The organism is Streptomyces sp. NPDC092369 (assembly GCF_044755245.1).
Taxonomy (GTDB): Bacteria; Actinomycetota; Actinomycetes; order Streptomycetales; family Streptomycetaceae; genus Streptomyces.
The window spans coordinates 2191212-2215635 of sequence record NZ_JBIVQP010000001.1 but is presented as its reverse complement, the minus strand read 5'-3'; the positions used below and the strand labels follow the sequence as shown (position 1 = coordinate 2215635).

At 71.5% G+C, this 24424-nt stretch carries 21 protein-coding genes and 1 pseudogene; 15 read left to right on the top strand and 7 right to left on the bottom strand.

Annotated features, from left to right (window positions below; translation table 11 throughout):
- Positions 1-189 precede the first annotated feature (189 nt).
- Positions 190-594 (top strand): MazG nucleotide pyrophosphohydrolase domain-containing protein, encoded by a 405-nt coding sequence (locus ACIQI8_RS09620; RefSeq protein WP_402346589.1) that lies wholly within the window; start codon positions 190-192, stop codon positions 592-594.
- Positions 595-606: 12 nt separating this feature from the next.
- Here the strand turns inward: ACIQI8_RS09620 and ACIQI8_RS09615 are convergent, their stop codons facing one another.
- The 3 genes from ACIQI8_RS09615 to ACIQI8_RS09605 all read right to left on the bottom strand — a co-directional run bounded on the left by ACIQI8_RS09615 (position 607) and on the right by ACIQI8_RS09605 (position 3857).
- Positions 607-1995 (bottom strand): hypothetical protein, encoded by a 1389-nt coding sequence (locus ACIQI8_RS09615; RefSeq protein ID WP_402346587.1) that lies wholly within the window; start codon positions 1993-1995, stop codon positions 607-609.
- 160 nt (positions 1996-2155) lie between these two features.
- Positions 2156-3367, bottom strand: a complete 1212-nt coding sequence (locus ACIQI8_RS09610) for a cation:proton antiporter (protein WP_402346585.1) — start codon at positions 3365-3367, stop codon at positions 2156-2158.
- Between the two features lie 4 nt (positions 3368-3371).
- Positions 3372-3857: a cation:proton antiporter regulatory subunit gene (locus ACIQI8_RS09605; protein ID WP_402346583.1), complete on the bottom strand. Its 486-nt coding sequence runs from the start codon at positions 3855-3857 to the stop codon at positions 3372-3374.
- Between the two features lie 231 nt (positions 3858-4088).
- Here ACIQI8_RS09605 and ACIQI8_RS09600 point away from each other — a divergent pair, with 231 nt between their 5' ends.
- The gene (locus ACIQI8_RS09600; RefSeq protein ID WP_402346581.1) at positions 4089-5048 is read left to right on the top strand and encodes a sensor histidine kinase; all 960 of its coding nucleotides are present in this window, start codon (positions 4089-4091) and stop codon (positions 5046-5048) included.
- On the top strand, positions 5048-5701 hold the full coding sequence (locus ACIQI8_RS09595) for a response regulator (RefSeq protein WP_402346579.1): 654 nt from the start codon (positions 5048-5050) through the stop codon (positions 5699-5701). Before ACIQI8_RS09600 ends, ACIQI8_RS09595 begins: the two co-directional genes overlap by 1 nt.
- 12 nt (positions 5702-5713) lie before the next feature.
- Here the strand turns inward: ACIQI8_RS09595 and ACIQI8_RS09590 are convergent, their stop codons facing one another.
- Positions 5714-7708 carry a protein kinase gene (locus tag ACIQI8_RS09590; RefSeq protein ID WP_402346577.1) on the bottom strand — a complete coding sequence of 665 codons (1995 nt, stop codon included), beginning with the start codon at positions 7706-7708 and terminating at the stop codon, positions 5714-5716.
- A 111-nt stretch (positions 7709-7819) separates the two neighbouring features.
- On the opposite strand from ACIQI8_RS09590, the gene ACIQI8_RS09585 reads away from it, so the two are divergent.
- The 3 genes from ACIQI8_RS09585 to ACIQI8_RS09575 all read left to right on the top strand — a co-directional run bounded on the left by ACIQI8_RS09585 (position 7820) and on the right by ACIQI8_RS09575 (position 10647).
- The gene (locus tag ACIQI8_RS09585; RefSeq protein WP_402346575.1) at positions 7820-8305 is read left to right on the top strand and encodes a hypothetical protein; all 486 of its coding nucleotides are present in this window, start codon (positions 7820-7822) and stop codon (positions 8303-8305) included.
- Positions 8306-8308: 3 nt separating this feature from the next.
- Positions 8309-9829: a tRNA (N6-isopentenyl adenosine(37)-C2)-methylthiotransferase MiaB gene (miaB, locus tag ACIQI8_RS09580; protein WP_402346573.1), complete on the top strand. Its 1521-nt coding sequence runs from the start codon at positions 8309-8311 to the stop codon at positions 9827-9829.
- Positions 9830-9930: 101 nt separating this feature from the next.
- On the top strand, positions 9931-10647 hold the full coding sequence (locus tag ACIQI8_RS09575; RefSeq protein ID WP_402346571.1) for a class III extradiol dioxygenase subunit B-like domain-containing protein: 717 nt from the start codon (positions 9931-9933) through the stop codon (positions 10645-10647).
- A 650-nt stretch (positions 10648-11297) separates the two neighbouring features.
- Here ACIQI8_RS09575 and ACIQI8_RS09570 read toward each other — a convergent pair.
- Together ACIQI8_RS09570 and ACIQI8_RS09565 are read right to left on the bottom strand one after the other, a co-directional pair.
- Positions 11298-11579 carry an antitoxin gene (locus ACIQI8_RS09570; RefSeq protein ID WP_402346569.1) on the bottom strand — a complete coding sequence of 94 codons (282 nt, stop codon included), beginning with the start codon at positions 11577-11579 and terminating at the stop codon, positions 11298-11300.
- A 71-nt stretch (positions 11580-11650) separates the two neighbouring features.
- Positions 11651-11971: a hypothetical protein gene (locus ACIQI8_RS09565; protein ID WP_402346567.1), complete on the bottom strand. Its 321-nt coding sequence runs from the start codon at positions 11969-11971 to the stop codon at positions 11651-11653.
- Positions 11972-12154: 183 nt separating this feature from the next.
- On the opposite strand from ACIQI8_RS09565, the gene miaA reads away from it, so the two are divergent.
- The 6 genes from miaA (at position 12155) to hflX (ending at position 20523) form a co-directional block, all read left to right on the top strand.
- Positions 12155-13093, top strand: coding sequence for a tRNA (adenosine(37)-N6)-dimethylallyltransferase MiaA (gene miaA, locus ACIQI8_RS09560; protein WP_402346565.1), 939 nt, complete (start codon positions 12155-12157; stop codon positions 13091-13093).
- Positions 13094-13197: 104 nt separating this feature from the next.
- Positions 13198-13707 carry a hypothetical protein gene (locus ACIQI8_RS09555; RefSeq protein WP_402346563.1) on the top strand — a complete coding sequence of 170 codons (510 nt, stop codon included), beginning with the start codon at positions 13198-13200 and terminating at the stop codon, positions 13705-13707.
- 106 nt (positions 13708-13813) lie between these two features.
- A complete protein-coding gene (gene dapF / locus ACIQI8_RS09550; protein WP_402346561.1) occupies positions 13814-14689 on the top strand; it encodes a diaminopimelate epimerase in 876 nt (291 codons plus the stop codon).
- Positions 14690-14987: 298 nt separating this feature from the next.
- Positions 14988-17090, top strand: coding sequence for a RelA/SpoT family protein (locus tag ACIQI8_RS09545; RefSeq protein WP_402346559.1), 2103 nt, complete (start codon positions 14988-14990; stop codon positions 17088-17090).
- A 230-nt stretch (positions 17091-17320) separates the two neighbouring features.
- Complete coding sequence (locus tag ACIQI8_RS09540; protein WP_402346557.1) at positions 17321-18853, top strand: M1 family metallopeptidase; 1533 nt, start codon at positions 17321-17323, stop codon at positions 18851-18853.
- Positions 18854-19029: 176 nt separating this feature from the next.
- Complete coding sequence (hflX, locus tag ACIQI8_RS09535) at positions 19030-20523, top strand: GTPase HflX (protein WP_402346554.1); 1494 nt, start codon at positions 19030-19032, stop codon at positions 20521-20523.
- A gap of 81 nt (positions 20524-20604) precedes the next feature.
- Here hflX and ACIQI8_RS09530 read toward each other — a convergent pair whose 3' ends face one another.
- Complete coding sequence (locus ACIQI8_RS09530; protein WP_402346552.1) at positions 20605-21831, bottom strand: trypsin-like serine peptidase; 1227 nt, start codon at positions 21829-21831, stop codon at positions 20605-20607.
- Between the two features lie 225 nt (positions 21832-22056).
- Between ACIQI8_RS09530 and ACIQI8_RS09525 the strand changes: the two genes are divergently transcribed.
- The 3 genes and pseudogenes from ACIQI8_RS09525 to ACIQI8_RS09515 all read left to right on the top strand — a co-directional run.
- Positions 22057-22689, top strand: a complete 633-nt coding sequence (locus ACIQI8_RS09525) for a DUF1345 domain-containing protein (RefSeq protein ID WP_402346550.1) — start codon at positions 22057-22059, stop codon at positions 22687-22689.
- Positions 22690-22827: 138 nt separating this feature from the next.
- The gene (locus ACIQI8_RS09520) at positions 22828-23763 is read left to right on the top strand and encodes a Dyp-type peroxidase (RefSeq protein ID WP_402346548.1); all 936 of its coding nucleotides are present in this window, start codon (positions 22828-22830) and stop codon (positions 23761-23763) included.
- A gap of 240 nt (positions 23764-24003) precedes the next feature.
- Positions 24004-24378, top strand: a pseudogene (locus ACIQI8_RS09515) (formate dehydrogenase); the annotation flags it as partial.
- Positions 24379-24424: the final 46 nt, after the last annotated feature.

Genomic DNA, 24424 nt, shown 5'->3' with positions numbered 1-24424 from the left:
CGGGGCGCCGGGGCGGCGGGCGCCCCCCCCCCCCCCCCCCGCGCCCCGCCCCCCCCCCCCCCCCCCCCCCCCCCCCCCCCCCCCCCCCCCCCCCCCCCCCCCCCCACTCCCGGTGCGTGGGCGGCCGCGGGACAGTGGGGTGCGCGGCCGTCATCCGGGGGTGTCAGCGGTGATCGGTAGGGTCGGGGGATGAGTTCTTCGCCTGCTGAGTTGGTTCGTGCGTTTCATGTGGCTGTGGGGCTTGATGCCCGTGGGACGCCTACGGAGGTTTCGGCTCAACTGGCTGCTCATCGGCGGGAGTTGCTTGTCGAGGAGGCCGCGGAGGTTGCTGAGGTTTCGGTTGCCGGGCCGCTCGACAAGCTTGCTCATGAGTTGGCTGATGTTGTGTATGTGGCTTATGGGACCGCCCTTGTGCACGGCATTGATCTCGATGCGGTGATCGCCGAGATTCACCGGTCCAACATGACGAAGGTGGGGCCCGACGGGAGTGTGGTGCGGCGGGCCGACGGCAAGGTCTTGAAGGGGGAGCACTACGAGGCTCCCGATGTGTCGGCCGTGCTGCGCCGCCAGGGGTGGGTGCCCAGCGGCGCGTGACGGGGGCGGTGACTAGGAGGCGCCGGCCAGTTTCCATTCGTGGTGGAGGGCGCCGAGGGGGATGTCCTGGCGGAGCACCGGCGTGCCGAAGATCGAGAGCTGGAGGCGGAGGGTGCCGGTGAGGTCCACGCCGCCGTACACCGCCCAGGTGGCCGTGGGGGCCGGGTAAGTGGCTGAGGCCTCGCCGCGTACGTACGGGGCCAGGTCGGCGACTACGCCTACGGCGCCGTAGAGGCCCACGGAGGCCTCCGCGCCCAGTGCCGCCTTCACGTTGCCGGCGGTGGAGAGGGAGGTTCGTACGGGGGTGCTGGACATGTCGGAGGAATTCACCGGCGTCCAGCCCTGCGCGGTCCCGAAGGTGCCGCCCGCCTTGAAATCGCCCTTGATGTCCTGGGCCACGTCCACGGTGACCTTGCCGTCGCCGCTGATCTGGAGATAGCAGGTCAGGTCGAGGTTGACGACGACCGGGACCGGACCGACCTGGAGCACCGGGTCCGCGTGCAGCTTCGCGAACGGGATGCGGAGCGGGGCGCCCGTGCTCGCGGCGGCCCGGCCCTTCAGGGCCCAGCCCGAGGTCCAGTCGCCGGAGACGCCCAGGTACGCCGAGGCGGGCGTGATGCCCGTGCCCTCGCCGCCGTACTTGAAGTCGACCTGCGGGGCGATCTGCGCGTAGCCCGAGACCGAGGCCTTGGCCGAGACGGGGGCGTCTGCGGGGGAAGGGATCTCGGCGCGTACGTCGAGTCGCAGGCTGCCCAGCGGGACGGTCGCGCCCTCCGGGCCCACATGGACGTCGCTGGTCCTGGACCAGGACACGTCCACGTCGGGCAGGAGCTTGTCGACGTCGAAGGCGGCCGGGGCGACCGGCACACTGCCCTTCGCCGTCTCGTCGCCCAGCACGGAGTCGAGGGCGGCCGGCTCGGTCTGCACCTCGGTGCCCGCGTCGGTCTCGCCGAGCACCTTGGTGACCTTGGCCAGCAGCCCGTTCGGGGCGCCGGGCGCCGGGGCGCTGGCTATGACGTCACCGACGGCGGTGGGTCGGGGAGGGGTGCTCGGAGACGGGGATGCTGTTGATTCCGGCGGTGAACTCGCCTTCGGCTTAGTCGAGATGACGGCTCGTCGGGTCTTCGCGTCGTACGCGTGCACCGCGAGGGTCGTTCGGTGCGCCGTTCTGCCCGAGGTCGAGCCCGGGTGTGCCGCCGCGGTCGCGGTGTCGGCCGGGGCGGCGGCCACCGCGAGGGGGCGGTCGGCGGCCGCCGTCGTCTCGCTGGTGTCGGTCGAACGGCTGGGCTTCGCGTCGGCGTGGTCGGTCGCCGGTGCCGCGGAGCAGCCGACCGCCAGGAGGAGCGTGGCGGTGGCGAGGGCGGGCAGCACGGCGCGCGTGTGCCGCTTGCGTCTGTGCAAGGTCAGTCCTGGGGAGGGTGGGGGGTGGCCAAGGAGTACTTACTCACGGGTACTACTGGCGAGTAGGTGTGCATGAGCATGCCAGTGCCGCCGCACTGGAACTCCGTACTCCGGCGACCTCGCGATGTGAAGTGGGCCACCCCTCCTGTGGGTGGCTGGGTCAGTCGCCCACCGACACCTCCGCCTCCACCGGTTCCGTCGTGCGCTTGCGGGTCGCCGCCCGGTCCGTGAAGTACCGGGCCAGGGGTTCCGTGTAGCGCGCCGTGAGGGGGCCGAGGACGACCAGGATCAGGACGTACGCCGTGGCCAGGGGGCCCAGGGACGGTTCGATTCCGGCAGTGACCGCCAGGCCCGCGATGACGATGGAGAACTCGCCGCGTGCCACCAACGCGCCGCCCGCGCGCCAGCGGCCCTTGACCGAGATGCCGGCTCGGCGGGCCGCCCAGTAGCCGGTGGCGATCTTCGTCGCGGCGGTGACCAGGGCCAGGGCCAGCGCGGGGAGCAGCACCGGGGGAATGCTCGCCGGGTCCGTGTGCAGGCCGAAGAAGACGAAGAAGACGGCCGCGAAGAGGTCGCGCAGGGGGCTGAGGAGGGTGTGGGCGCCTTCCGCCACTTCGCCGGACAGGGCTATGCCGACCAGGAACGCGCCGACTGCCGCCGAGACCTGGAGCTGTTGGGCCACGCCCGCCACGAGGATCGTCAGGCCGAGGACCACGAGGAGCAGTTTCTCCGGGTCGTCGCTGGAGACGAAGCGGGAGATCACCCGGCCGTAGCGGACCGCGACGAACAGGACCAGGCCCGCCGCACCCAGGGCGATCGCGAGCGTGAGGCTGCCCGCCATCAGGCCGGCGCCGGCCACCAGGGCGGTCACTATCGGCAGGTACACCGCCATCGCCAGGTCCTCCAGGACCAGGACGCTGAGGATGACCGGCGTCTCGCGGTTGCCCACGCGGCCCAGGTCGCCCAGGACCTTCGCGATGACACCGGACGAGGAGATCCAGGTGACGCCGGCCAGGACGACCGCCGCCACCGGGCCCCAGCCGAGGAGAAGGGCCGCGACGGCGCCGGGCAGGGCGTTGAGCGCGCCGTCGACCAGGCCGGCCGGGTAGTGCGACTTGAGGTTGGTGACCAGGTCGCCGGCCGAGTACTCCAGGCCGAGCATCAGGAGCAGGAGGATGACGCCGATCTCGGCGCCCGTGGCCACGAACTCCTCGCTCGCCCCGAGGGGGAGCAGGCCGCCCTCACCGAAGGCCAGGCCGGCGAGGAGGTAGAGGGGGATGGGGGAGAGCCGGAACCGGCCGGCGAACCGGCCCAGCAGGCCCAGGGCCAAAAGGATGGAGCCGAACTCGATCAGCAGGACCGCGGAGTGCACCGGCTCACTCCCGCCCGAGTATCGCCGCGGCGGCGTCGACGCCTTCGCGGGTGCCGACGACGATCAGGATGTCACCGCCCGCCAGCCGGAAGTCCGGCGTCGGGGAGGGGATGGCCTCCGCCCGGCGCAGCGCCGCCACGATCGAGGCGCCCGTGGCGGTGCGCATCTTGGTGTCGCCCAGCACGCGTCCGTTCCAGTGCGAGGTCGCCCGGATCTCGATCCGTTCGGCGACCAGGCCCAGGTCGGAGGTGTAGAGCAGGCTCGCGCTGTGGTGGGACGGCTTCAGCGCGTCGATCAGCGCGCCCGCCTCGGAGCCGGTCAGACGCAGCGAGTGGGCGCAGGAGTCGGGATCGTCGGTCCGGTAGACGTTCACCGTGCGGGCGCCGTCGCGGTGCGCGACCACGGACAGATGGCGCTGGTCGCGCGTGACCAGGTCGTACTGGACTCCGATGCCCGGCAGAGGCGTCGCCCTCAGGCGTGGCGCAGACACGTTTCTCCCCTTGAATCGGCAGGTGGGTGAATCGGCGGTTGTGAACTGGTGGCCGGGTGGTGAGTGGGCGGTGGCCCGATCGGCGGTGATCATGGGGCCCCCTCGCATGCTGCCACCCCGCCGTACCGTGGCGACATGGGTGACGTCACGGATATACGCGAGCCGGCGGCTCGGGAGAGGCTGGTCGCTTCGGGGCCGTACGCCAGGAGAAGGGCAGGGAAAGGAAGCACCGTGTCCTTGTTCTGGCGGATCTTCTCGTTCAACGCGGCCGGGCTGGTGCTCGCCGCCGCGCTGCTGCTGGGGCCCGTCACCGTGTCGACCCCGGTCGCGCCCGCCGAGGCGCTGGTCGTCGTCGTGGGCCTGGCCCTGCTGCTGGTCGGCAACGCGATCGTGCTGCGCCTCGGCCTCGCCCCGCTGCGCCGGCTGGGGAGCGCCATGGCCACCGCCGACCTGCTGCGGCCCGGTGCCCGGGCGGTCGTCGCCGGTCCCGCGGAGGCGGCCGAGCTGATCCGGACGTACAACACGATGCTCGACCGGCTGGAGGGCGAGCGCGCGGCGGGGGCGGGGCGGGCGCTGTCCGCCCAGGAGCGGGAGCGGCACCGGATCGCTCGCGAACTGCACGACGAGGTCGGGCAGACGCTGACCGCCGTTCTGCTGCAACTGAAGCGGGTCGCCGACCGCGCTCCGGAGGGATTGAGGGACGACGTGGAGCAGGCTCAGGAGGCCACGCGGGCGGGGCTCGACGAGATTCGCCGTATCGCCCGGCGGCTGCGGCCCGGGGTGCTGGAGGAGCTCGGGCTGTCCAGCGCGCTGCGGTCGCTCGCCGCCGAGTTCACCACCCACGGACTCACCGTTCGCCACGACGTTCCCGGCGAACTGCCGCCGCTGACCGAGGAGTCGGAGCTCGTGGTCTACCGCGTGGCCCAGGAAGGGCTCACCAACACCGCACGGCACGCGTCCGCCGACCGCGCCGAGGTCCGCCTCCGGCCCGTCGCCGACGGCCTCGAACTCCTCGTACGGGACAACGGCAAAGGCATCGGTACGGCGGTGGACGGCGCCGGCATCAGCGGGATGCGGGAGCGGGCGCTGCTGATCGGCGCCCGGTTCTCGCTCGCGCCCGCTCCTGGGAAGGGCACGGACGTGCGTCTGCTCATTCCCGTCGCCGTCGCCGTCGCCGAGGAAGGTCGCTGATGGGGGTCCCCGCGCGCGTGCTGCTCGCCGACGACCACGCGCTCGTACGGCAGGGTGTGCGGCTCATCCTCGACGGCGAGCCGGATCTGACGGTGGTCGCCGAGGCCGGCGACGGCGCCGAGGCGGTCGAGCGGGCCCGTGCCGGTGACATCGACCTCGCGGTCCTGGACATCGCCATGCCCCGCATGACCGGGCTCCAGGCGGCCCGCGAGCTGTCCCGCAGGCTGCCCGACCTGCGCATACTGATCCTGACGATGTACGACAACGAGCAGTACTTCTTCGAGGCACTCAAGGCCGGGGCCAGCGGGTACGTCCTCAAGTCCGTCGCCGACCGCGACCTGGTCGCGGCCTGCCGGGCGGCCGTACGCGACGAACCCTTCGTCTACCCGGGCGCCGAACGGGCCCTCGTCCGCTCCTACGTCGACCGCCTCCACCGCGGCGACGACCTGCCCAGACGGGCCGTCACCGAGCGGGAGGAGGAGATCCTCAAGCTCGTCGCCGAGGGCCACACCTCCAAGGAGATCGGCGAACTCCTCTTCATCAGCACGAAGACCGTCGAACGCCATCGCGCCAATCTGCTGCAGAAGTTGGGGTTGCGGGACCGGTTGGAACTCACCCGCTACGCGATCCGGGTGGGATTGATCGATCCCTGAAGTGGTGGGCTTCTAGGCCGCGTTGCGCCAGACCTTCACGTCCAGGACGGCGTACGTCGTCCCGGAGGAGCCGCGGTAGGTCACCAGGCCCACGTGTCCCGTGCCGCTGATCACGCACAGCTGCTGACCGGCCGTCAGGTCCTTGACCCAGACGTAACTCCTGTAGCCCGTCGCGGCCTTGCACGTGTCCAGGGCGCCCGAACGGCCCTCCGGAAGCAGCGCCAGGGAGCTGCCCGAGTCGGTGCCGGGGGCCAGGACCGCGCCGGAGGAGTAGACGGCGTAGGTCAGGTCCTCGTCGGAGGTCCCGGTGTCCGCCTTGGACCGTACCGGGGTGTCGGCCAGGTAGATGTCATGGCTCTTGGTCATCCGGATTCCGGTGTACGTCACCGGGGCGGGGGCCGTCGGCGCCGCGGGCCCGCTGGACGCGGCGGTCGGGGCGGCCGCGACCGCGCTCCGCGTGGGTGCCGGGGGGCCCGAAGGGCTGGGCGGTACCGCCGACTTGGCGGCCTTCGGGTTCTTCGACCCGGAGGGGGAGGGCGAGGGGGACGGAGAGCGCGGGGGCGAGGAGTCGGTGGGTGCGGCGGACTGGGACGCGGCCACGTCCTGGGTGTGGCCTTCGGCCTTGTCGCCGGGGACGAGCAGGAGGGCCGCGCCCGCTCCGGAGGCTACGAGGGCCACTGCGGCTGCGGCGAGGACCCAAGTTCGTTTTCCGCGCTTCTTGGCGTCCGTGCTGTCCGTGCCGACCGAGGAGGTGGGTGTGGTGGACGGGTTCTGGGGGTGGACGTGGGCGGCCTGGGGGTGCTGCCAGGCGGGTGCGGCTTGGGCCAGGAGGATCGGGTCGGGGAGAGCGGCGGGGGTGGGGACGGGGGAGTGGGCGGGTGAGGGGGTGGCTGCGGCCGGGGTGGAAGGGCCGTACGGCGTGGGGATCGGGGGGCCGAAGGCGCCGGGAGGGGGCGGCGGGCCGTAGCCGGCGGGTGCGGGCGGGGGTGGGGTTGTGGGTGTGGGTGGGGGTGTGGCGGGGCCGTAGGGCCCGGGGGGCGCGTCCGTGGCGGGAGGTGTGCCCGGCGTCGAGCCCGTTCCGGGCCCACGGTTCGCATCCTCGGTCCTGGCCGCTATGCCCGCGGCCAGTTCGCCGGGCAGCCAGGCGCCGGACGCGTGGTGGGCCTCGTCGCCGCGGTGGGTCTGGAGGGTCTGGACGGTGCGGATGACCTCCTCGACGGAGGGGCGTTCGGCGGCGGGTTTGCGCAGGCAGGCGGCCACCAAGTCCCGTATCTCATCCGGTACTTGGGCGAGGTCGGGCTCCTCGTGCACCACCCGGTACAGCACCGCGTGCGGGTCTCCGGTGCCGAACGCGGCGCCGCCCGTCGACGCGAAGACCGCGGTCTGGCCCAGCGCGAACACGTCCGCCGAGGCGCCGGCCTCCGCGCCGAGCACCTGCTCCGGTGCCATGTAGGCGACCGTGCCGAGGGCCGTACCGCTCTGCGTCACCGAAGTGGCGTCCGCTGCCCGTGCGATGCCGAAGTCGATGACGCGGGGGCCGTCGGCGGCGAGCAGGACGTTCGACGGCTTGAGGTCGCGGTGCACGATGCCTTCGCGGTGCACGGCCTGCAGGGCCTCCGCGACGCCGGCGATCAGCCGCAGCACGGTGTCCACGGGCAGCGGGCCGTGCTCGCGCACCGCGTCCTCGAGAGACGGGCCAGGTACGTACGCGGTCGCGCACCACGGCACGGCTGCCTCGGTGTCGCTGTCCACGACCGGGGCCGTGTAGAGGCCGTGCACGCGGCCGGCCGCGGCCACCTCGGCGCGGAACCGCCCGCGGAACTCGGGGTTCTCGGCCAGCTCCGGCCGGATCACCTTGACCGCGACGGCGCGCCCGCCCGGCGTGTGCGACAGGTAGACCCGCCCCATGCCACCGGACCCGAGCCGTGCCGTCAGCCGATAACCGCCCACGACCCGCGGGTCGCCGTCCTCCAGCGGCCGCGGACCGCCCCCACCGTTGCCCAACACGCCTGCTCCACCCCGAGATCACTCTGTGGGGCCCATTGCATCACGGGCCCCTGGGGGACCGTGGGCCACTTCCGGCCGCGGGCTTCGGATCGGGACTATGCTCCTGGCTTCATGAATTCCGGTGCCGTCACGCCTGCCGTCACCCCACCCCGGCGCACGGCCCACCGGATTGTGGCCGTCATCGGCACCTTCGTCCTGGCGATCGCCGTCGTCGCGTTCGTCCGGGTCCTGGTGTCCTGGCCGCACTCCCCGCCCGCCGGCACCACGACCAGCACCCACGCGCGCGAGCGCATGGAGCAGGACGCCTGGAAGTATGCCGACGCGCTCGCCGTGGCCCGCCGCACCGCTGCCCTCACCCCGACGACCCTGCCCACTCCGGGCAACCCGTCCGTGGGCACCCCGACGGTCACCACCCGGCACGGCACCACGGTCGTGACGTTCTCCACGCACGCGTCCTTCGGCAGCGCGGACGCGCGCACACCGGTGACGGCCTGCTACCGGGCCACGCTGACCTCGGGGATCAAGGCTCCGGCGGTCGTCGAGGTGGCCGGCGCCGACTGCCGCGCCCAACCCGTTCCGGCGAGCACCTACCCTTGAGGAATGACCACCAGCAGCGACCGGAGCCCGGCAGTGGACGAGCGTTCATCCAAAACGTATGAAGTGCGCACTTATGGGTGCCAGATGAACGTCCACGACTCCGAGCGATTGTCCGGGCTACTGGAGGACGCCGGTTACGTCCGCGCCCCCGAGGGGTCCGACGGCGACGCCGACGTCGTCGTCTTCAACACGTGCGCCGTGCGCGAGAACGCCGACAACCGGCTCTACGGCAACCTCGGCCGCCTCGCGCCGCGCAAGGTCTCGCGGCCCGGGATGCAGATCGCCGTTGGCGGCTGCCTGGCGCAGAAGGACCGCGACACGATCGTGAAGCGGGCGCCCTGGGTGGACGTCGTCTTCGGTACGCACAACATCGGCAAGCTGCCGGTCCTGCTGGAACGCGCGCGCGTGCAGGAGGAGGCGCAGGTCGAGATCGCCGAGTCCCTGGAGGCGTTCCCCTCGACGCTGCCGACCCGGCGCGAGAGCGCGTACGCGGCGTGGGTGTCGATCTCCGTCGGCTGCAACAACACGTGCACCTTCTGCATCGTCCCGGCGCTGCGCGGCAAGGAGAAGGACCGCCGGACCGGCGACATCCTCGCCGAGATCGAGGCCCTGGTCGACGAGGGCGTCTCCGAGATCACGCTGCTCGGACAGAACGTGAACGCGTACGGCTCCGACATCGGCGACCGCGAGGCGTTCAGCAAGCTGCTGCGGGCCTGCGGGAAGATCGACGGACTGGAGCGCGTCCGTTTCACTTCCCCGCACCCCCGTGACTTCACCGACGACGTCATCGCCGCCATGGCCGAGACGCCGAACGTGATGCCGCAGCTGCACATGCCGATGCAGTCCGGCTCGGACACGGTCCTCAAGGCGATGCGCCGCTCGTACCGCCAGGAGCGCTACCTGGGGATCATCGAGAAGGTCCGCGCCTCGATCCCGCACGCGGCGATCACCACCGACATCATCGTGGGCTTCCCCGGCGAGACCGAGGAGGACTTCGAGCAGACCCTGCACGCGGTCCGCGAGGCACGGTTCGCGCAGGCGTTCACCTTCCAGTACTCCAAGCGGCCCGGCACCCCCGCGGCCACCATGGAGAACCAGGTCCCCAAGGAGGTCGTCCAGGCGCGCTACGAGCGTCTCGTCGCCCTCCAGGAGGAGATCTCCTGGGACGAGAACAAGAAGCAGGTCGGCCGCACCCTGGAGCTGATGGTCGCCGAGGGCGAGGGTCGCAAGGACGGTGCCACCCACCGTCTGTCGGGCCGTGCCCCCGACAACCGCCTCGTCCACTTCACCAAGCCGGACGTCGACGTCCGTCCCGGCGACGTGGTCACGGTCGAGATCACCTACGCCGCCCCGCACCACCTCCTCGCCGAGGGCCCCACCCTCGACGTGCGCCGCACGCGCGCGGGTGACGCGTGGGAGAAGCGCAACGCCGCGAAGCCGGTGGGCGTGATGCTGGGCCTGCCGAAGATCGGGGCGCCGGAGCCGTTGCCGGTGGCCACGGGGAGCGGCTGCGGCTGCGACTGACCTCACGGTCATCGACTTGATGGTCACCGACGTCATCCACGTCACCGACGTCCTCATCGAGGACTGACGCCCGCTCGCCCCGCGGGGTTACGCTGCCGATCATGCTTGTAGCCGCCGCAGTCTGTCCCTGCCCGCCGCTCCTGGTGCCCGAGGTCGCCGCCGGTGCCGCCTCCGAGATGGACGTCGCGCGTGCCGCGTGCACGGACGCGCTCGGCGTGCTGGCCGCCGCCCGGCCCGACCGGCTCGTGGTCCTCGGTCCAGCCGAGCAAGATGGGCGCGGTGCGCATCCCGCGGGTACGCCGGGGTCGTTCCGGGGATTCGGTGTCGAGGTCGACGTACGGCTGGGCGAGGGGGCGCCGCGTCTCCCGTCCGAGCGACGGCTGCCGCCTTCGCTGGCCGTCGCCGCGTGGCTGCTGGAGCGGACCGCGTGGTCCGATGCCCCGATCGAGGGACTAGGCGTGGGGGAACCTCTCGCCGCCGAGCGGTGTATCCAAGTCGGAAGGGATCTCGCGACCCGGGCCGAGAGGGTGGCACTGCTGGTGATGGGCGACGCCAGCGCGTGCCGCACGCTCAAGGCACCCGGTTACTTCGACGAACGCGCGGCACCGTTCGACGCGGAGGTCGCACGGGCGCTGGGCACGGCGGACGTGGCGGCCATCAAGGAACTGGACAGCGAGCTGGCATACGAGCTGAAGGCCTCGGGCCGAGCCCCCTGGCAGGTCCTCGCAGGCGCGGCCGAGAACGCGCAGCTGACGGGGACGCTGCTGTACGAGGACGCGCCGTACGGTGTGGGATACGTGGTCGCGACCTGGTCGTAGGGCCGGGTTGGCCGGGGTGCGGGACGTCGAGGCGGCGGTCTGTGCGTTGGCCGTGCGGGGGACTGCTGGGGTGTTGGGGCGCGGAACTTGTTTGGCCCGCGTCCGCCGTGGGGCGGTTGGTGGGGTGTTGGGTGCGGAGGCAGTCGGCCTTGCGCCGGTCGTGGTGCGGGCTGGCCGGGGTGCCGGCCGCTGAGGCGGCGGTCTGTGCGTCGGCCGTGCGGGGGACTGCTGGGGTGTTGGGGTGCCGAACTTGTTTGGCCCGCGTCCGCCGTGGGGCGATTGGTGGGGTGTTGGGTGCGGAGGCAGTCGGCCTTGCGCCGGTCGTGGGGCGGGCTGGCCGGGGTGCCGGCCGCTGAGGCGGCGGTCCTGTGCCGGTCGTGGGGCGCACTGCCGGGGTGCCGGCGGCCGAGGCGGCGGTCCGTGTGCTGGTCGTGGGGTGCGTCGGCCGAGGTGCTGGTCGCCGAGGCCGCGGTCTGTGTATTTGCCGTGGGGTGAGGGGTAGGGCGCGGCAGCAGTCGGTCCTGTTCCGGACGGGCGGTACGGGTCACCGGCGCGGTGGTCGCGTAAGGCCGTTCGAGTTCGCTGGCCCCGACACGGCGGACGGCCGGGAGCGTTGGGGCTCCGCGGCCGTCCGTCGATGTTCGTGCCGGTCAGGTGGTTGGCGGGGGAGGCGCGTCCGGTGGCGGTGTCGTGCCGCCGGTCGGGGGCATGCCCGTCGGGTCGTCATTGTGGGCGAGCCTGTCCACGGCGCCCTTGGCCTTGCCCGTCCCCGTCTGGATCCGGTCGCTGTACTTGCCCTTGGTCTTCTCGTCGACGACCTTCGCGGCCTTGTCGATACCGGTCGAGATCTTGCCCCCGTGCTGCTGCGCGAGGCCCGAGACCTTGTCCTTGGCCGGAGAGAGCTTGGCCTTCAAATTGTCCAGGAGACCCATGGTCCACCTTCCGTGTGTCCCGGCCCGTACGCCTGGCGGCTACCCCGTCGGCGCACGCGTACGCCGGGCGGCTACGTGCGGGCGCCCTCGCCGGCCTCACTGTCGGCCGTCGCCTCGGCGGACTGCTGCTTGGGGATCTCGACGCCCTCGCCGGAGCCGGCCTCGGAGTCCGCCGTCCCGGCCGGGGTCTCCGCCTGCGCCGCCGTCGGCTCGACCTCGGTCGCACCCGCGTCCTCGGACCTGGCCTCGGACACCTCGGCCGACCCCTTCGCCTCTGCCGCCTGCTCCGCCGCAGACTCCGAGCACGCCGTCACTGCGGCGTCCTGAGCCTCGGCGGCCGACGCCTCCTCCGTGGCCTTCGACCTCCGGAGAAGCCGTGCGAAAACACCCATATCCACTCCATACGTTACTCGTGCGGGCGAAACCCCGCGTCGTCCGGTGCGCCCGTTCGCGTCACCCCGCCCCGCCGCCTCCTGCGAACCGACGGCGAGGACCTCGACCGGGCAACGACCCCGTCCCGTCACCGTCACGTAACTCGTTCGAGGAGTGCCCGCCGGGTTTGCGAGACTGGTCCGGTGAGCACCGCACCCCCCGCCCCCCGAGTCATCGCCGTCGTCGGACCCACCGCGGCGGGAAAGTCCGATCTGGGCGTCTTCCTCGCCCGGCAACTCGGGGGCGAGGTCGTCAACGCCGACTCCATGCAGCTGTACCGGGGGATGGACATCGGCACCGCCAAGCTGACGCCCGAGGAACGCGACGGCGTCCCGCACCACCTCCTGGACATCTGGGACGTCACCGTCACGGCCTCCGTCGCCGAGTACCAACGGCTCGCCCGCGAGCGGATCGACGCCCTGCTCGCCGAGGGCCGCTGGCCGATCCTCGTCGGCGGCTCGGGCCTGTACGTCCGCGGTGCCGTCGACAACCTGGAGTTCCCCGGCACCGACCCCGAGGTGCGGGCGCGCCTTGAGGAGGAGCTCACCCTGCGCGGCTCGGGCGCGCTGCACGCCCGCCTCGCCGCCGCCGACCCCGAGGCCGCGCACGCGATCCTGCCCAGCAACGGCCGCCGTATCGTCCGCGCGCTCGAAGTGATCGAGATCACCGGCCGGCCCTTCACCGCCAACCTCCCCGGCCACGACTCGGTCTACGACACCGTCCAGATCGGTGTCGACGTGGCCCGCCCCGAACTCGACGAGCGCATCGCCCGCCGCGTCGACCGAATGTGGGACGCGGGGCTGGTGGCGGAGGTGCGCGTGCTGGAGGCGCAGGGCCTGCGCGAGGGGCGTACGGCCTCGCGCGCGCTGGGCTACCAGCAGGTCCTGGCGGCGCTCGCGGGGGAGTGCACTCTCGACGAGGCGCGCACCGAGACCGTCCGTGCCACCAAGCGCTTCGCGCGCCGCCAGGATTCGTGGTTCAGGCGCGATCCGCGGGTGCACTGGTTGAGTGGGGCCGCGGCGGATCTCACAGAACTTCCGCACCTCGCACTGGCGTTGGTCGAACGACCGGTCACAGCCTGATCACGTCATGGCATCGGGACGCTCAGGCCGTCATCCCGGCCTCCGGCGCCGTGCCATCATCGAGCTTCGATCGACCAAGTTCCTAGTTGGGAGGGCGCGTGGTGATGGAGGCCGGCCCTCGCGACACCGCACATGGCACCGAGCCCCTGACCGCCGCGAGCGGTGAGCCGGAGCTGGAACTGGACGAGGATCGTCTGAGCCCCGACGGGCCCGACGACACCCAGGGCGGAGTGACCGCGGACGGTCCCGAGCCCGAGGAGATGTTCGCGAGCGGCCCCGAGGTCGAGGTCGAACTGCGCCCCCAGCGCCGACTGCGCATCTGGCAGCTCGCCCCCATCGTCGCCCTGGCCGCCGTCGGCTCCCTGATGTTCGCCTTCCCGCTCGCCTTCGACTTCGGCGACAGCGGCGCCGTGATCGCCATGCTGGGGCTGCTGATCTGCTCCTGCGCGGCCGGCTGGGGCATGATGGCCGCCCGCCGCGTCGGCTACACCGGGCCGGGCCTCCCGCAGCGCGGCTCCGGCTCCCGGCCGGACTGGCGGGTCGTGCTGGCGTACGTCGTGGTCGTGGCCGCGGTGGTCGTGCTGGCCGTATGGCGGGTAGCGCGCCTCCGCTGAGGTTCTCGGCGGCGCGGGTCCGTATCGACGTACGGCCGCACCGCGTGTGCGTGACCGGCCCCCTCCGGCCCGCGGACGAAACCGCGACACCCTTTACGATCGAAGAATGAGCACCCGCGCGCGGATCCCCTTCCTCAAGGGCCACGGCACCGAGAACGACTTCGTCATCGTCCCGGACCCCGAGAACACCCTCGACCTGCCGGCGGCGACCGTCGCCGCCCTGTGCGACCGCCGTTCCGGCATCGGCGGTGACGGGCTGCTGCACGTGGTCAGGTCCGCCGCGCACCCCGAGGCCCGGGAGATGGCGGCCCAGGCGGAGTGGTTCATGGACTACCGCAACGGCGACGGCTCGATCGCGGAGATGTGCGGCAACGGCGTGCGCGTCTTCGCGCGCTACCTCCTGCGCGCAGGACACATCGGCGAAGGTGACCTCGCGGTGGCCACGCGCGGGGGCGTGAAGGCCGTGCACATCGCCAAGGACGGTGACGTCACCGTCGGCATGGGCAGGGCGCGCCTGCCCGAAGGGGACGTCACGGTGAGCGTCGGCGAGCGCAGCTGGCCCGCGCGGAACGTGAACATGGGCAACCCGCACGCGGTGGCCTTCGTCGACGACCTCGCGCACGCGGGTGACCTCTACTCCCCGCCGCCGTTCAGCCCGGCCGCCGCCTACCCGGACGGGGTCAACGTGGAGTTCGTCGTCGACCGCGGTCCCGCGCATGTGGCGCTGCGCGTGCACGAGCGCGGGGCGGGCGAGACGCGTTCGTGCGGCACGGGCGCGTGCGCGGTCGCCGTGGCCGCCGCGCGCAGGGACGGTGCCGATCCCGCCGTCACCGGCGCCCCGGCGACGTACACCGTCGATGTGCCCGGCGGGACGCTGGTGATCACCGAACGGCCCGACGGCGAGATCGAGATGACCGGCCCCGCGGTGATCGTCGCCGAAGGCGAGATCGATGCCGAGTGGCTGGAAAAGGCCGCCAGTTGAGCTCTGTGACGGCTTGGCATCCGTGGCCTGCACGGGTGCGTGGTGCACGAGCCGTCACCCGGAGAGCGGTCGTGGGTTCGAAAGCACGGCCGACCGCCTTCCAACTGGCGCGAAATCGTAAACCTACAAACCTTCGCTCGAATGGGTGATCCGTTTCACGCTCGACGAGAGGCGGTCAGTCGCACGTGATGGGCTCGGTAGCATCAAGCACCGGCCCGGACGGGGGAGTGTCGCCGCCCCCAGCGCCGTGTCCGCCCTGGGGCACCCCGTCCGCCGGTCCACGCAGCCGGAGGTGCCCATGAGTGCGGAGGCCACGAACCCCGCGACCCCAGGTCCGATGACCGGGTCCGCGGCTCGCTGGCGGGCGCGGATCGATCTGCGCCGGCTGGGCCGAGCTGCCCTGCTCGGCCCCACGGCCCGTGACCGGCTGCCCGACGCCATCGGCCATGTCGTCGAGGCCCACCGCGCCCACCACTCCGACGCCGACCTCGAACCCCTGCGCCGCGCCTACGTGTTGGCCGAGTCCTCGCACCGCGGCCAGATGCGCAAGAGCGGCGAGCCGTACATCACGCACCCTCTCGCCGTGACCCTGATCCTGGCCGAACTCGGCGCCGAGACCACGACCTTGACGGCCTCTCTGCTCCACGACACCGTCGAGGACACCGACGTGACGCTGGACCAGGTCGGCGAGGAGTTCGGCGCAGAGGTGCGCTATCTCGTCGACGGTGTCACGAAGTTGGAGAAGGTCGACTACGGTGCCGCCGCCGAGCCCGAGACCTTCCGCAAGATGCTCGTCGCCGCCGGCAGCGACGTACGCGTGCTGTCGATCAAACTCGCCGACCGGCTGCACAACATGCGCACCCTCGGCGTCATGCGCCCCGAGAAGCAGGCGCGCATCGCCAAGGTCACCCGAGATGTCCTCATCCCGCTCGCCGAACGGCTCGGCGTCCAGGCGCTCAAGACCGAGCTGGAGGACATGGTCTTCCAGATCATCCATCCCGAGGAGTACGAGCACACGCGGGAGTTGATCGTCGACAACGCCTCCCGCGCGGACGATCCGCTCGCCGAGACGGCCGAGGAGATGCGCGTGGTGCTCCGCGACGCCGACATCCCGGCCGAAGTCCTCATCAGGCCACGGCACTTCGTCTCCGTCCACCGCGTCGCCCGCAAACGCGGTGAGCTGCGCGGCGCGGACTTCGGGCGGCTGCTCGTGCTCGTGAACGAGGACGCGGACTGTTATGCCGTCCTGGGCGAACTGCACACCTGTATGACGCCCGTCGTCTCGGAGTTCAAGGACTTCATCGCCGTCCCGAAGTTCAACCTGTACCAGTCGCTGCACACCGCCGTCGCGCGTGGGGACGGCCAAGTCGTCGAAGTCCTCATCCGCACCCCCCAGATGCACAAGGTCGCCGAGGCGGGCGTCGTCGCCCTCGGCAATCCGTACGCCCCCGCGCCCGAGGACCCCGCCGACGGCGAGCGCGTCGACCCCACCCGGCCCGGCTGGCTCTCCCGCCTGCTCGACTGGCAGGAGGCGGCGCCCGACCCCGACACCTTCTGGTCGACCCTGCGCGAGGACCTCGCCCAGGACCGCGAGATCACCGTCTACCGCCCTGACGGCGGCACCCTGGGCCTGCCCGACGGTGCCACCTGCGTCGACGCCGCGTACGCGCAGTACGGCGAGGACGCGCACGCGTGCATCGGTGCCCGCGTCAACGGCCGCCTGGCGACGCTCAGCACGGCCCTGCGCGACGGGGACACCGTCCAGCTCCTCATGGGCCAGGACCCCGCCTCCGAGCCCTCCAGGGAGTGGCTGGAGCACGCGCACACGCCCGCCGCCCGGATCGCCATCCAGCGCTGGATCACCACCCACCCCTCGCAGGACGCCGCCGAGGAGGCCGAGGGCCCCGCCGTCACGCAGCGGCCCACCGCCGAGGCGCCGACCACCCGCCCCGCCACCGATCACGTCACCGTCGACCAGCCCGGCGCGACCGTCCGCCTGGCCGGCTGCTGCACGCCCGTACCGCCCGACGACGTGACCGGCTTCGCCGTACGCGGAGGCGTGGTGACCGTCCACCGCGTCGAGTGCGCCGGGGTGGCGCGGATGAAGACCGCGGGGCGCCCGGAGGTCGGCGTGCGCTGGGGCGACACCGCCGAGTGCCGGGTCACCCTGGTCGCCGAATCGTTCGTCCGCCCCCACCTCCTGGCCGACCTCACCGAGGCCATGGCCCTCGAAGGCGCGGAGATCGTCTCGGCGACGGTCGAACCCCCGACCCAGCAGCAGGTACGCCACACCTACACCGTCCAACTCCCGGACGCGGCCCACCTTCCCGCTCTGATGCGGGCCATGCGGAACGTGCCAGGGGTGTACGACGTGAGCAGGGCGCAGACGGCGGGGCTGTGAGAGGCGGGGTTCTGAAGGACAGGGTTTCTGAAGGACAGGGGCTCTGAACGAGGGGCTCGCCTCCGTAGCGGCCCTCGGCCTCCCGGACAGGCGGCTGCCCTACGAGGGGCGTGCGAGATGGGTGACGCGCCGGCATGTCACGCCGTGCGCCTCCGCCCGACCTACCCGTTCGGGTGGGCCGAACGCGCGCCGTCACCGCAGCGCACGCGCGCGCTGGTAGGCCGTGGTGCATGCTGCTCACCCCCCGCGTCCGGGCCGCCCGCCCCCAGGCCGCCGCCCCGCACACCGCAGGCCCCCGCACGAGGAGCCCCCGCCGCCTGAAGGCGACCGCGCTGCTCGCCTCCGCCGTCTCCGTCTGCCTCCTCGCCGCGAGCGCCCCGGCGGCCCCGCTGGGCGTCGGCGACCGCCTCTTCCCGTACCTCGGCAACCCCGGGTACGACGTGGCGTCGTACGACCTCTCCTTCACCTATCCGGGCTCCAACGGCAAGCCCCTCCAGGCGGTCACGACGATCGACGCCTGGACTACCACCGACCTGGACCGTCTCAACCTCGACTTCGCGCACGGCAAGGTCGAGTCGGTCGAGGTCGACGGCCAGTCGGCGTCGTACACCAAGGCCGGTGACGACCTTGTCGTCACGCCGCGGGAGCCGCTGACCGAGGGGAGCTGGACGCGGATCACCGTGCGGCACACCAGCGATCCGGTGCCCGCCGACGGGCAGGACGGCGGCTGGGTGCGCACCAAGGACGGGCTCGCGATGGCCAACCAGGCCGATGCCGCGCACCTGGTGTTCCCCTGCAACGACCACCCCTCCGACAAGGCGATGTTCACCATCAGGGTTACCGCCCCGAACGGTTACACGGCCGTCGCCAACGGCCTCCCCGCGGGCGTGGACCGCGTCGGCAGGGCGACCACCTGGACGTACCGCACCCAGCACCCCATGGCCACCGAGCTCGCCCAGGTCTCGATCGGCCGCTCCAGCGTGGTGCACCGCGACGGGCCCAACGGGCTGCCGGTGCGGGATGTCGTGCCCACCAAGGACCGCGCGGCGCTCGAACCGTGGCTCGCCAAGACGCCCGACCAGATCGCCTGGATGGAGAGCAAGGTCGGCCCGTACCCCTTCGAGACGTACGGCGTGCTCATGGCTGAAGCCACCACGGGCTTCGAGTTGGAAACTCAAACCCTCGCCCTCTTTGAGAAGGACCTCTTCACCGAGCCCGCCTACCCGAAGTGGTACGTCGAGTCGATCATGGTGCACGAGCTGTCCCACCAGTGGTTCGGCGACAGCGTCAGCCCGCGCGCGTGGTCCGATCTGTGGCTCAACGAAGGACACGCGACCTGGTACGAGGCCCTGTACGCGCAGGAGAAGGCGGGCCGGTCGATGGAGGCGCGGATGAAGGCCGCGTACGGCGCCTCGGACCGCTGGCGTGCCGCCGGGGGACCGCCGGCCCGGCCCAAGGCGCCCGCCCCCGGCCAGAAGATCAGCATCTTCCGCCCCAACGTCTATGACGGTGCCGCGCTCGCCCTCTACGCCCTGCGCGAGGAGATCGGCCGCTCCGACTTCGAGCGCCTGGAACGCACCTGGGTCGAACTCCACCGCGACGGCACCGCGACGACCGCCGACTTCGAACAGCTCGCCGCCGAGATCTCCGGCCGCGACCTGAACGACTTCTTCAAGGACTGGCTGTACGGCGAGAAGACCCCGCCGATGCCCGGTCACCCGGACTGGAAGGCCGTCGAGCCGGTGAAGAAGGCCGGGAAATAGGCGGCCGAGACCGGAAAGGAAGGCACCGTGGCCGGGAAATAAGTCGGTGACGAGACGACGCGTCCCGTGCGACCATCGTCGGGTCGGCGCGGGACGGGACACGGGAATCTCCCGGGGTACTCGGACGTTGAGACTGATGAGCGCCGTATCGCACTCCCCATCTACGTAAGGATCCAATGACCTCCTCTTCTTCCCCTTCCCAGGACGCCAAGCGCTTCGCGCACGACAACCCCGACGGTCTTCGGGCCGATGCCCTGATGGAAGAGGACGTCGCCTGGAGCCACGAGATCGACGGAGACCGGGACGGCGAACAGTTCGACCGCTCCGAGCGCGCGGCCCTGCGTCGCGTGGCCGGCCTCTCCACCGAGCTCGAGGACGTCACCGAGGTCGAGTACCGCCAGCTCCGGCTGGAGCGGGTCGTCCTCGTCGGCGTGTGGACCACGGGAACCGCACAGGACGCGGAGAACTCCCTCGCGGAGCTCGCCGCCCTCGCGGAGACCGCCGGCGCACTCGTGCTCGACGGCGTCATCCAGCGTCGCGACAAGCCCGACGCGGCCACCTACATCGGATCCGGCAAGGCGACCGAGCTCAGGGACATCGTCCTGGAGACCGGCGCCGACACCGTGATCTGCGACGGTGAGCTCAGTCCGGGCCAGCTCATCCATCTCGAGGACGTCGTCAAGGTCAAGGTCATCGACCGTACGGCCCTGATCCTCGACATCTTCGCCCAGCACGCCAAGTCCCGAGAGGGCAAGGCGCAGGTCGCGCTGGCGCAGATGCAGTACATGCTGCCGAGGCTGCGCGGCTGGGGCCAGTCGCTGTCCCGGCAGATGGGCGGCGGCTCGGGCGGCGGCCTCGCCACCCGTGGTCCCGGTGAGACCAAGATCGAGACGGACCGGCGACGGATCCGCGAGAAGATGGCGAAGATGCGCCGGGAGATCGCGGAGATGAAGACGGGCCGCGACATCAAGCGCCAGGAGCGCAAGCGCCACCGGGTGCCGTCGGTCGCCATCGCGGGCTACACCAACGCCGGCAAGTCGTCCCTGCTCAACCGCCTCACGGGCGCGGGTGTCCTGGTCGAGAACTCGCTGTTCGCGACCCTGGACCCGACCGTCCGCAGGGCGGAGACCCCGAGCGGCCGGCTGTACACGCTGGCCGACACCGTCGGATTCGTCCGGCACCTGCCGCACCACCTGGTCGAGGCGTTCCGCTCCACCATGGAGGAGGTCGGCGAGTCCGACCTGATCCTGCACGTGGTGGACGGCTCGCACCCGAACCCGGAGGAGCAGCTGGCCGCCGTGCGCGAGGTGGTCAGGGATGTCGGCGCCACGAAGGTGCCCGAGATCGTCGTGATCAACAAGGCGGACGCGGCCGACCCGTTGACGCTCCAGCGGCTGATGCGGATCGAGAAGCGCTCCATCGCGGTCTCGGCCCGTACCGGCCAGGGCATCACGGAGCTCCTCGCGCTCATCGACAACGAGCTGCCGAGGCCGTCCGTCGAGATCGAGGCGCTCGTGCCGTACACCCACGGCAAGCTGGTCGCCCGCGCGCACGACGAGGGCGAGGTGATCTCCGAGGAGCACACCCCGGAGGGCACGCTGCTCAAGGTGCGGGTGCATGAGGAACTGGCGGCGGAGCTCATGCCGTACGTTCCGGCGCCGCTGGTCTGACCGCCGTAGGACGTCTGTCCTGTTGAACGGCCCGAAGGCCCGCCCCCGTTGGTTCGGGGGCGGGCCTTCGGCGTTGCCCGCTCACTGACCGGCGAACTTCTCGCTCACCGAGTCGTACACACCCTTCGCCACATCGCCCAGACGCGGACCGGCCAGCCAACCCGCGGTCACCGGGCCGATCGAGGTGTTGGACACCAGCGCCGGCTTGCCGTCCGAGCCCGTCGCGACCCAACCCCCGCCGGACGAACCGCCGGTCATCGTGCAGCCGATCCGGTACATCGTCGGGTCCGCGGCATTGATCGACAGCCGCCCCGGCTTGTCCTGGCACTGGTACAGCAGTTGGCCGTCGAACGGCTCCGCCGCCGGGTAGCCGGTCGCGGTGATGCTCGGCACCTTCGGCACGGCCGGAGCCTTGAAGTTCACCGGCAGCGCCGAACCGACCGTCTCCTCAAGGGACTTGCCGCTACCGCCCTTCTCGGGCGTCACATGAATGACGGCGTAGTCGTACGAGGCACCGTCGCCGCCGGTCTCGCCACCCTGCTCGATCCACTGCTGGGAGGTCTGCGCCCAGTCACCCCAGTACACGCCGTAGGGAGCGGTCTCCTCGCGGGTGGCGTTCTCCAACTCGGCCGCCGACTTGCCCTGGTCGTTGTACGACGGCACGAACGCGATGTTGCGGTACCAGCCGCCCTTCTTGCCGGCGTGCACGCAATGGCCCGCCGTCCAGACCAGGTTGGACTTGCCCGGGTGCGCCGGGTCCTGGACGACCGTCGCCGAGCAGACCATCGTGCCCTCGGGGGAGTCGAAGAACACCTTGCCCGCCGTCGCCGCGTTGTCGTGGTACGTGGGCGGCACGGCCTTCGCGTCCACCGGCTCGGGCGTCGGGTCGGTCACGCCCTGGTCGCCCGTGAGGTCGCTGGCGTCGACGCCCTTGTCCGGGTCGTCGGCGTCCCGCATCCGCTCCGGGTTCCACAGGCCCTTGATGATCGGGTTGACGAAGTCGTCGGCCTCGCGCAGCCAGTCGTCCTTGTCCCAGTTCTTCCAGGCGCCGTCCTTCCACTTGTCGATGTCGATGCCGTGCTCTTTGAGCTTGTCCCTGATGTCGTCCGGGATCCTGATCCGGCCGTCGTCCGACGCGGCGGCCGTGGCCGAGGCCCGCCCGTCCGCGTTCGTGTCGTCGCCGGAGTCACAGGCGGTGGCGGTCAGCGCCAGCGCGGAGGCGAGGGCGACGGCGGTCAGCACGGGGGAGACTCTGCGGCGCGCACTCCTCCCCGGGCGGGTGGTGAAGGACGGCCGGATGGGTCGCATGGTCTGACTCCCCCTGGGTTCAACGGAATTCGGCGGAACGGCACCACAGACTATGGGTCCGCTGTGGGTGTCGTCGCACGGAACGGCAACGGTTCGGCTACAAGCGGTCTGACCTGGGGGTCAAGGGTTCTGACCTGGTCGTCGAGGGGGCGGGCGCGATCCGCTGCGCCGACCCGGCGGGCCCTACCGGGCCGGACGGTGCCGATGGGGCTACCGTGTTCACTCATGGGGACTCGTCAGCCGCTGAACGCCCTGTCCAGGCTCGCCGGCGCGATCGTCCTCGGGGCCGTCGTCGGTGTGGGCGTCGGACTGTTGACCGACCGGATCCTGGGCATGCTCGCCGGCATCGCCGCCACGCAGCTCATCTTCGTCGTGACCGGCTGGGTGGTGCTGTGGCCGATGGACGCCGACGACACCCACCGCAACGCCCAACGCGAGGACTTCCGGCCACTCGTCGAGGAACTCTTCGTCATCGCGGTGGCCCTGTGCGGACTGATCGCCATCGTGCTGCTGCTCGTGCGCGGCAGATCCGACCCCGGCCACGCCGCCGCCACGACCGCCCTGTGCGGGGTCTTCCTGGCCTGGGCCGCACTGCACCTGATGTACGCCGCGCGCTACGCGTACGTGTACTACGAGACCGGCAAGGGCATCGACTTCAACTCCGACCAGCCGCCGGCGTACCGGGACTTCTTCTACTTCAGTTACAACCTCGGCATGACCTACCAGGTCTCCGACACCGACGTCTCCAGTACGGAGATCCGCGCGATCGTGCTGAGGCACTCGCTGCTGTCCTACGTCTTCGGCACCAGCATCCTCGCCACTGCCATCAACCTCGTCGTGGGCCTTGTCGGCGGCTGAGTCGGCTGAGTCGGCCAAGTCGGCTGAGTCATCGTGTCCTCGTGCGGATTTCCCGGGGACACAGCAGGATGACGGGAAACGGACCCACCCCGGGACCCCTCGCGGGACCCGTCTCGTACAGGTTGAGGAGGCCGACCCGTGGTCGAGTCGCAGCCAGTGATCGTCCCTCCGCCCAGGGCCGCCATGTTTCTCGTGGTCACCATCGTGCCGGGGCAGGAGGAGACGGTCCGGGATCTGCTGGAGGACGTCTCGGGGCTGCGGCGCTCGGTCGCCTTCCGCGCCCCCGACGACGAACTCACCTGTGTCGTCGGCATCGGATCGGACGCCTGGGACCGGCTGTTCAGCGGACCGCGCCCGCGGCAACTGCATCCCTTCGTGGAGCTGGCCGGAGACCGGCATCGGGCCCCGGCCACGCCGGGGGACCTCCTCTTCCATGTACGGGCCCGTCGTATCGACCTCTGTTTCGAACTGACCCAGCTGTTCGCGGAACGGCTGGCCGGCGCGGTCACGGTCGTCGACGAGGTGCACGGCTTCAAGTACTTCGACCAGCGCGACCTGCTCGGCTTCGTCGACGGCAGCGAGAACCCCGAGGGCCGGCTCGCGTCCGACGCCGTGCTCATCGGCGACGAGGACCACGCCTTCAAGGGCGGCAGCTACGTGATCGTCCAGAAGTACCTGCACGACATGACGGCGTGGAACGCCCTGCCGGCCGACGAGCAGGAGAACACCATCGGCCGCACCAAGCTGACCAACCTCGAACTCCCCGACGACGTCAAACCCGCCGACTCCCACGTCGCCCTCAACGTCATCACCGACGAGGACGGCAACGAGCTCAAGATCGTGCGGGAGAACATGGCGTTCGGGACCGTGGGCGCCGGCGAGTTCGGCACGTACTTCATCGGCTACGCCCGTACGCCCGACGTGACCGAGCGGATGCTCCGGAACATGTTCCTCGGCGACGGCAGGGCCAAGCACGACCGGATCCTCGACTTCTCGACCGCGATCACGGGCTGCCTCTTCCACGTGCCGACCATCACCTTCCTGGACGACCTGCCTGCGGCCCCGACGGGCTGACCTGCGCGGACTGGAAGGGTGGTGCGGAAGGGGGCGGCGGTTCGGGGGGTCCGGGAGGTCCGGGAGGTCCGGGAGGTCCGGGAGGTCCGGGAGGTCCGGGAGGTCCGGGAGAGAGCCTGCCGTGCCGAATCGCGTCGGCGTGGGCCCTATGGAATCGTGGATGTTCGCAAGAGTGTGGTTATCCCGGTACCTCGCACGGGACTGCGGGGTGTCCGCCCGGACGGGGAGAGGGTGGGTCCGTTGACCACCACGCACGACGGCCAGAATGATCCGCAGCCGCACGTGGGGCCCGATCCGCAGGGCGAACCGCAGTTCCACCCCTACCACCACCCCACCGCGGGCTGCGGCGCGGCCAAGAGCGTGGGCAAGGTGCTGGTGCGCGAGGGCGCGCTCGTGCAGGGGCCACGGGCGATCAAGCGGATGAACCACGAGAACGGCGGCTTCGACTGCCCCGGGTGCGCCTGGCCGGACGACACCAAGGGCCTGCACCTGGACATCTGCGAGAACGGCATCAAGCACGTCACCTGGGAGATGACCCCCAAGCGGGTCGACCGTGACTTCTTCGCCGCGCACTCGGTCAGCGAACAGTCCGGCTGGAGCGACTTCGACCGCGAACGCGGCCTCGCCGAGTTCGACCCCGTCGACACCACCAGCACCGCCA

Coding starts and splice junctions, on each gene's coding strand:
- ACIQI8_RS09620 (WP_402346589.1), top strand. CDS start 190: ATGAGTTCTTCGCCTGCTGAGTTGGTTCGTGCGTTTCATGTGGCTGTG.
- ACIQI8_RS09595 (WP_402346579.1), top strand. CDS start 5,048: ATGGGGGTCCCCGCGCGCGTGCTGCTCGCCGACGACCACGCGCTCGTA.
- ACIQI8_RS09585 (WP_402346575.1), top strand. CDS start 7,820: ATGAATTCCGGTGCCGTCACGCCTGCCGTCACCCCACCCCGGCGCACG.
- miaB (WP_402346573.1), top strand. CDS start 8,309: ATGACCACCAGCAGCGACCGGAGCCCGGCAGTGGACGAGCGTTCATCC.
- ACIQI8_RS09575 (WP_402346571.1), top strand. CDS start 9,931: ATGCTTGTAGCCGCCGCAGTCTGTCCCTGCCCGCCGCTCCTGGTGCCC.
- ACIQI8_RS09570 (WP_402346569.1), bottom strand. CDS start 11,579: ATGGGTCTCCTGGACAATTTGAAGGCCAAGCTCTCTCCGGCCAAGGAC.
- ACIQI8_RS09565 (WP_402346567.1), bottom strand. CDS start 11,971: ATGGGTGTTTTCGCACGGCTTCTCCGGAGGTCGAAGGCCACGGAGGAG.
- ACIQI8_RS09555 (WP_402346563.1), top strand. CDS start 13,198: ATGGAGGCCGGCCCTCGCGACACCGCACATGGCACCGAGCCCCTGACC.
- dapF (WP_402346561.1), top strand. CDS start 13,814: ATGAGCACCCGCGCGCGGATCCCCTTCCTCAAGGGCCACGGCACCGAG.
- ACIQI8_RS09545 (WP_402346559.1), top strand. CDS start 14,988: ATGAGTGCGGAGGCCACGAACCCCGCGACCCCAGGTCCGATGACCGGG.
- ACIQI8_RS09540 (WP_402346557.1), top strand. CDS start 17,321: ATGCTGCTCACCCCCCGCGTCCGGGCCGCCCGCCCCCAGGCCGCCGCC.
- hflX (WP_402346554.1), top strand. CDS start 19,030: ATGACCTCCTCTTCTTCCCCTTCCCAGGACGCCAAGCGCTTCGCGCAC.
- ACIQI8_RS09530 (WP_402346552.1), bottom strand. CDS start 21,831: ATGCGACCCATCCGGCCGTCCTTCACCACCCGCCCGGGGAGGAGTGCG.
- ACIQI8_RS09525 (WP_402346550.1), top strand. CDS start 22,057: ATGGGGACTCGTCAGCCGCTGAACGCCCTGTCCAGGCTCGCCGGCGCG.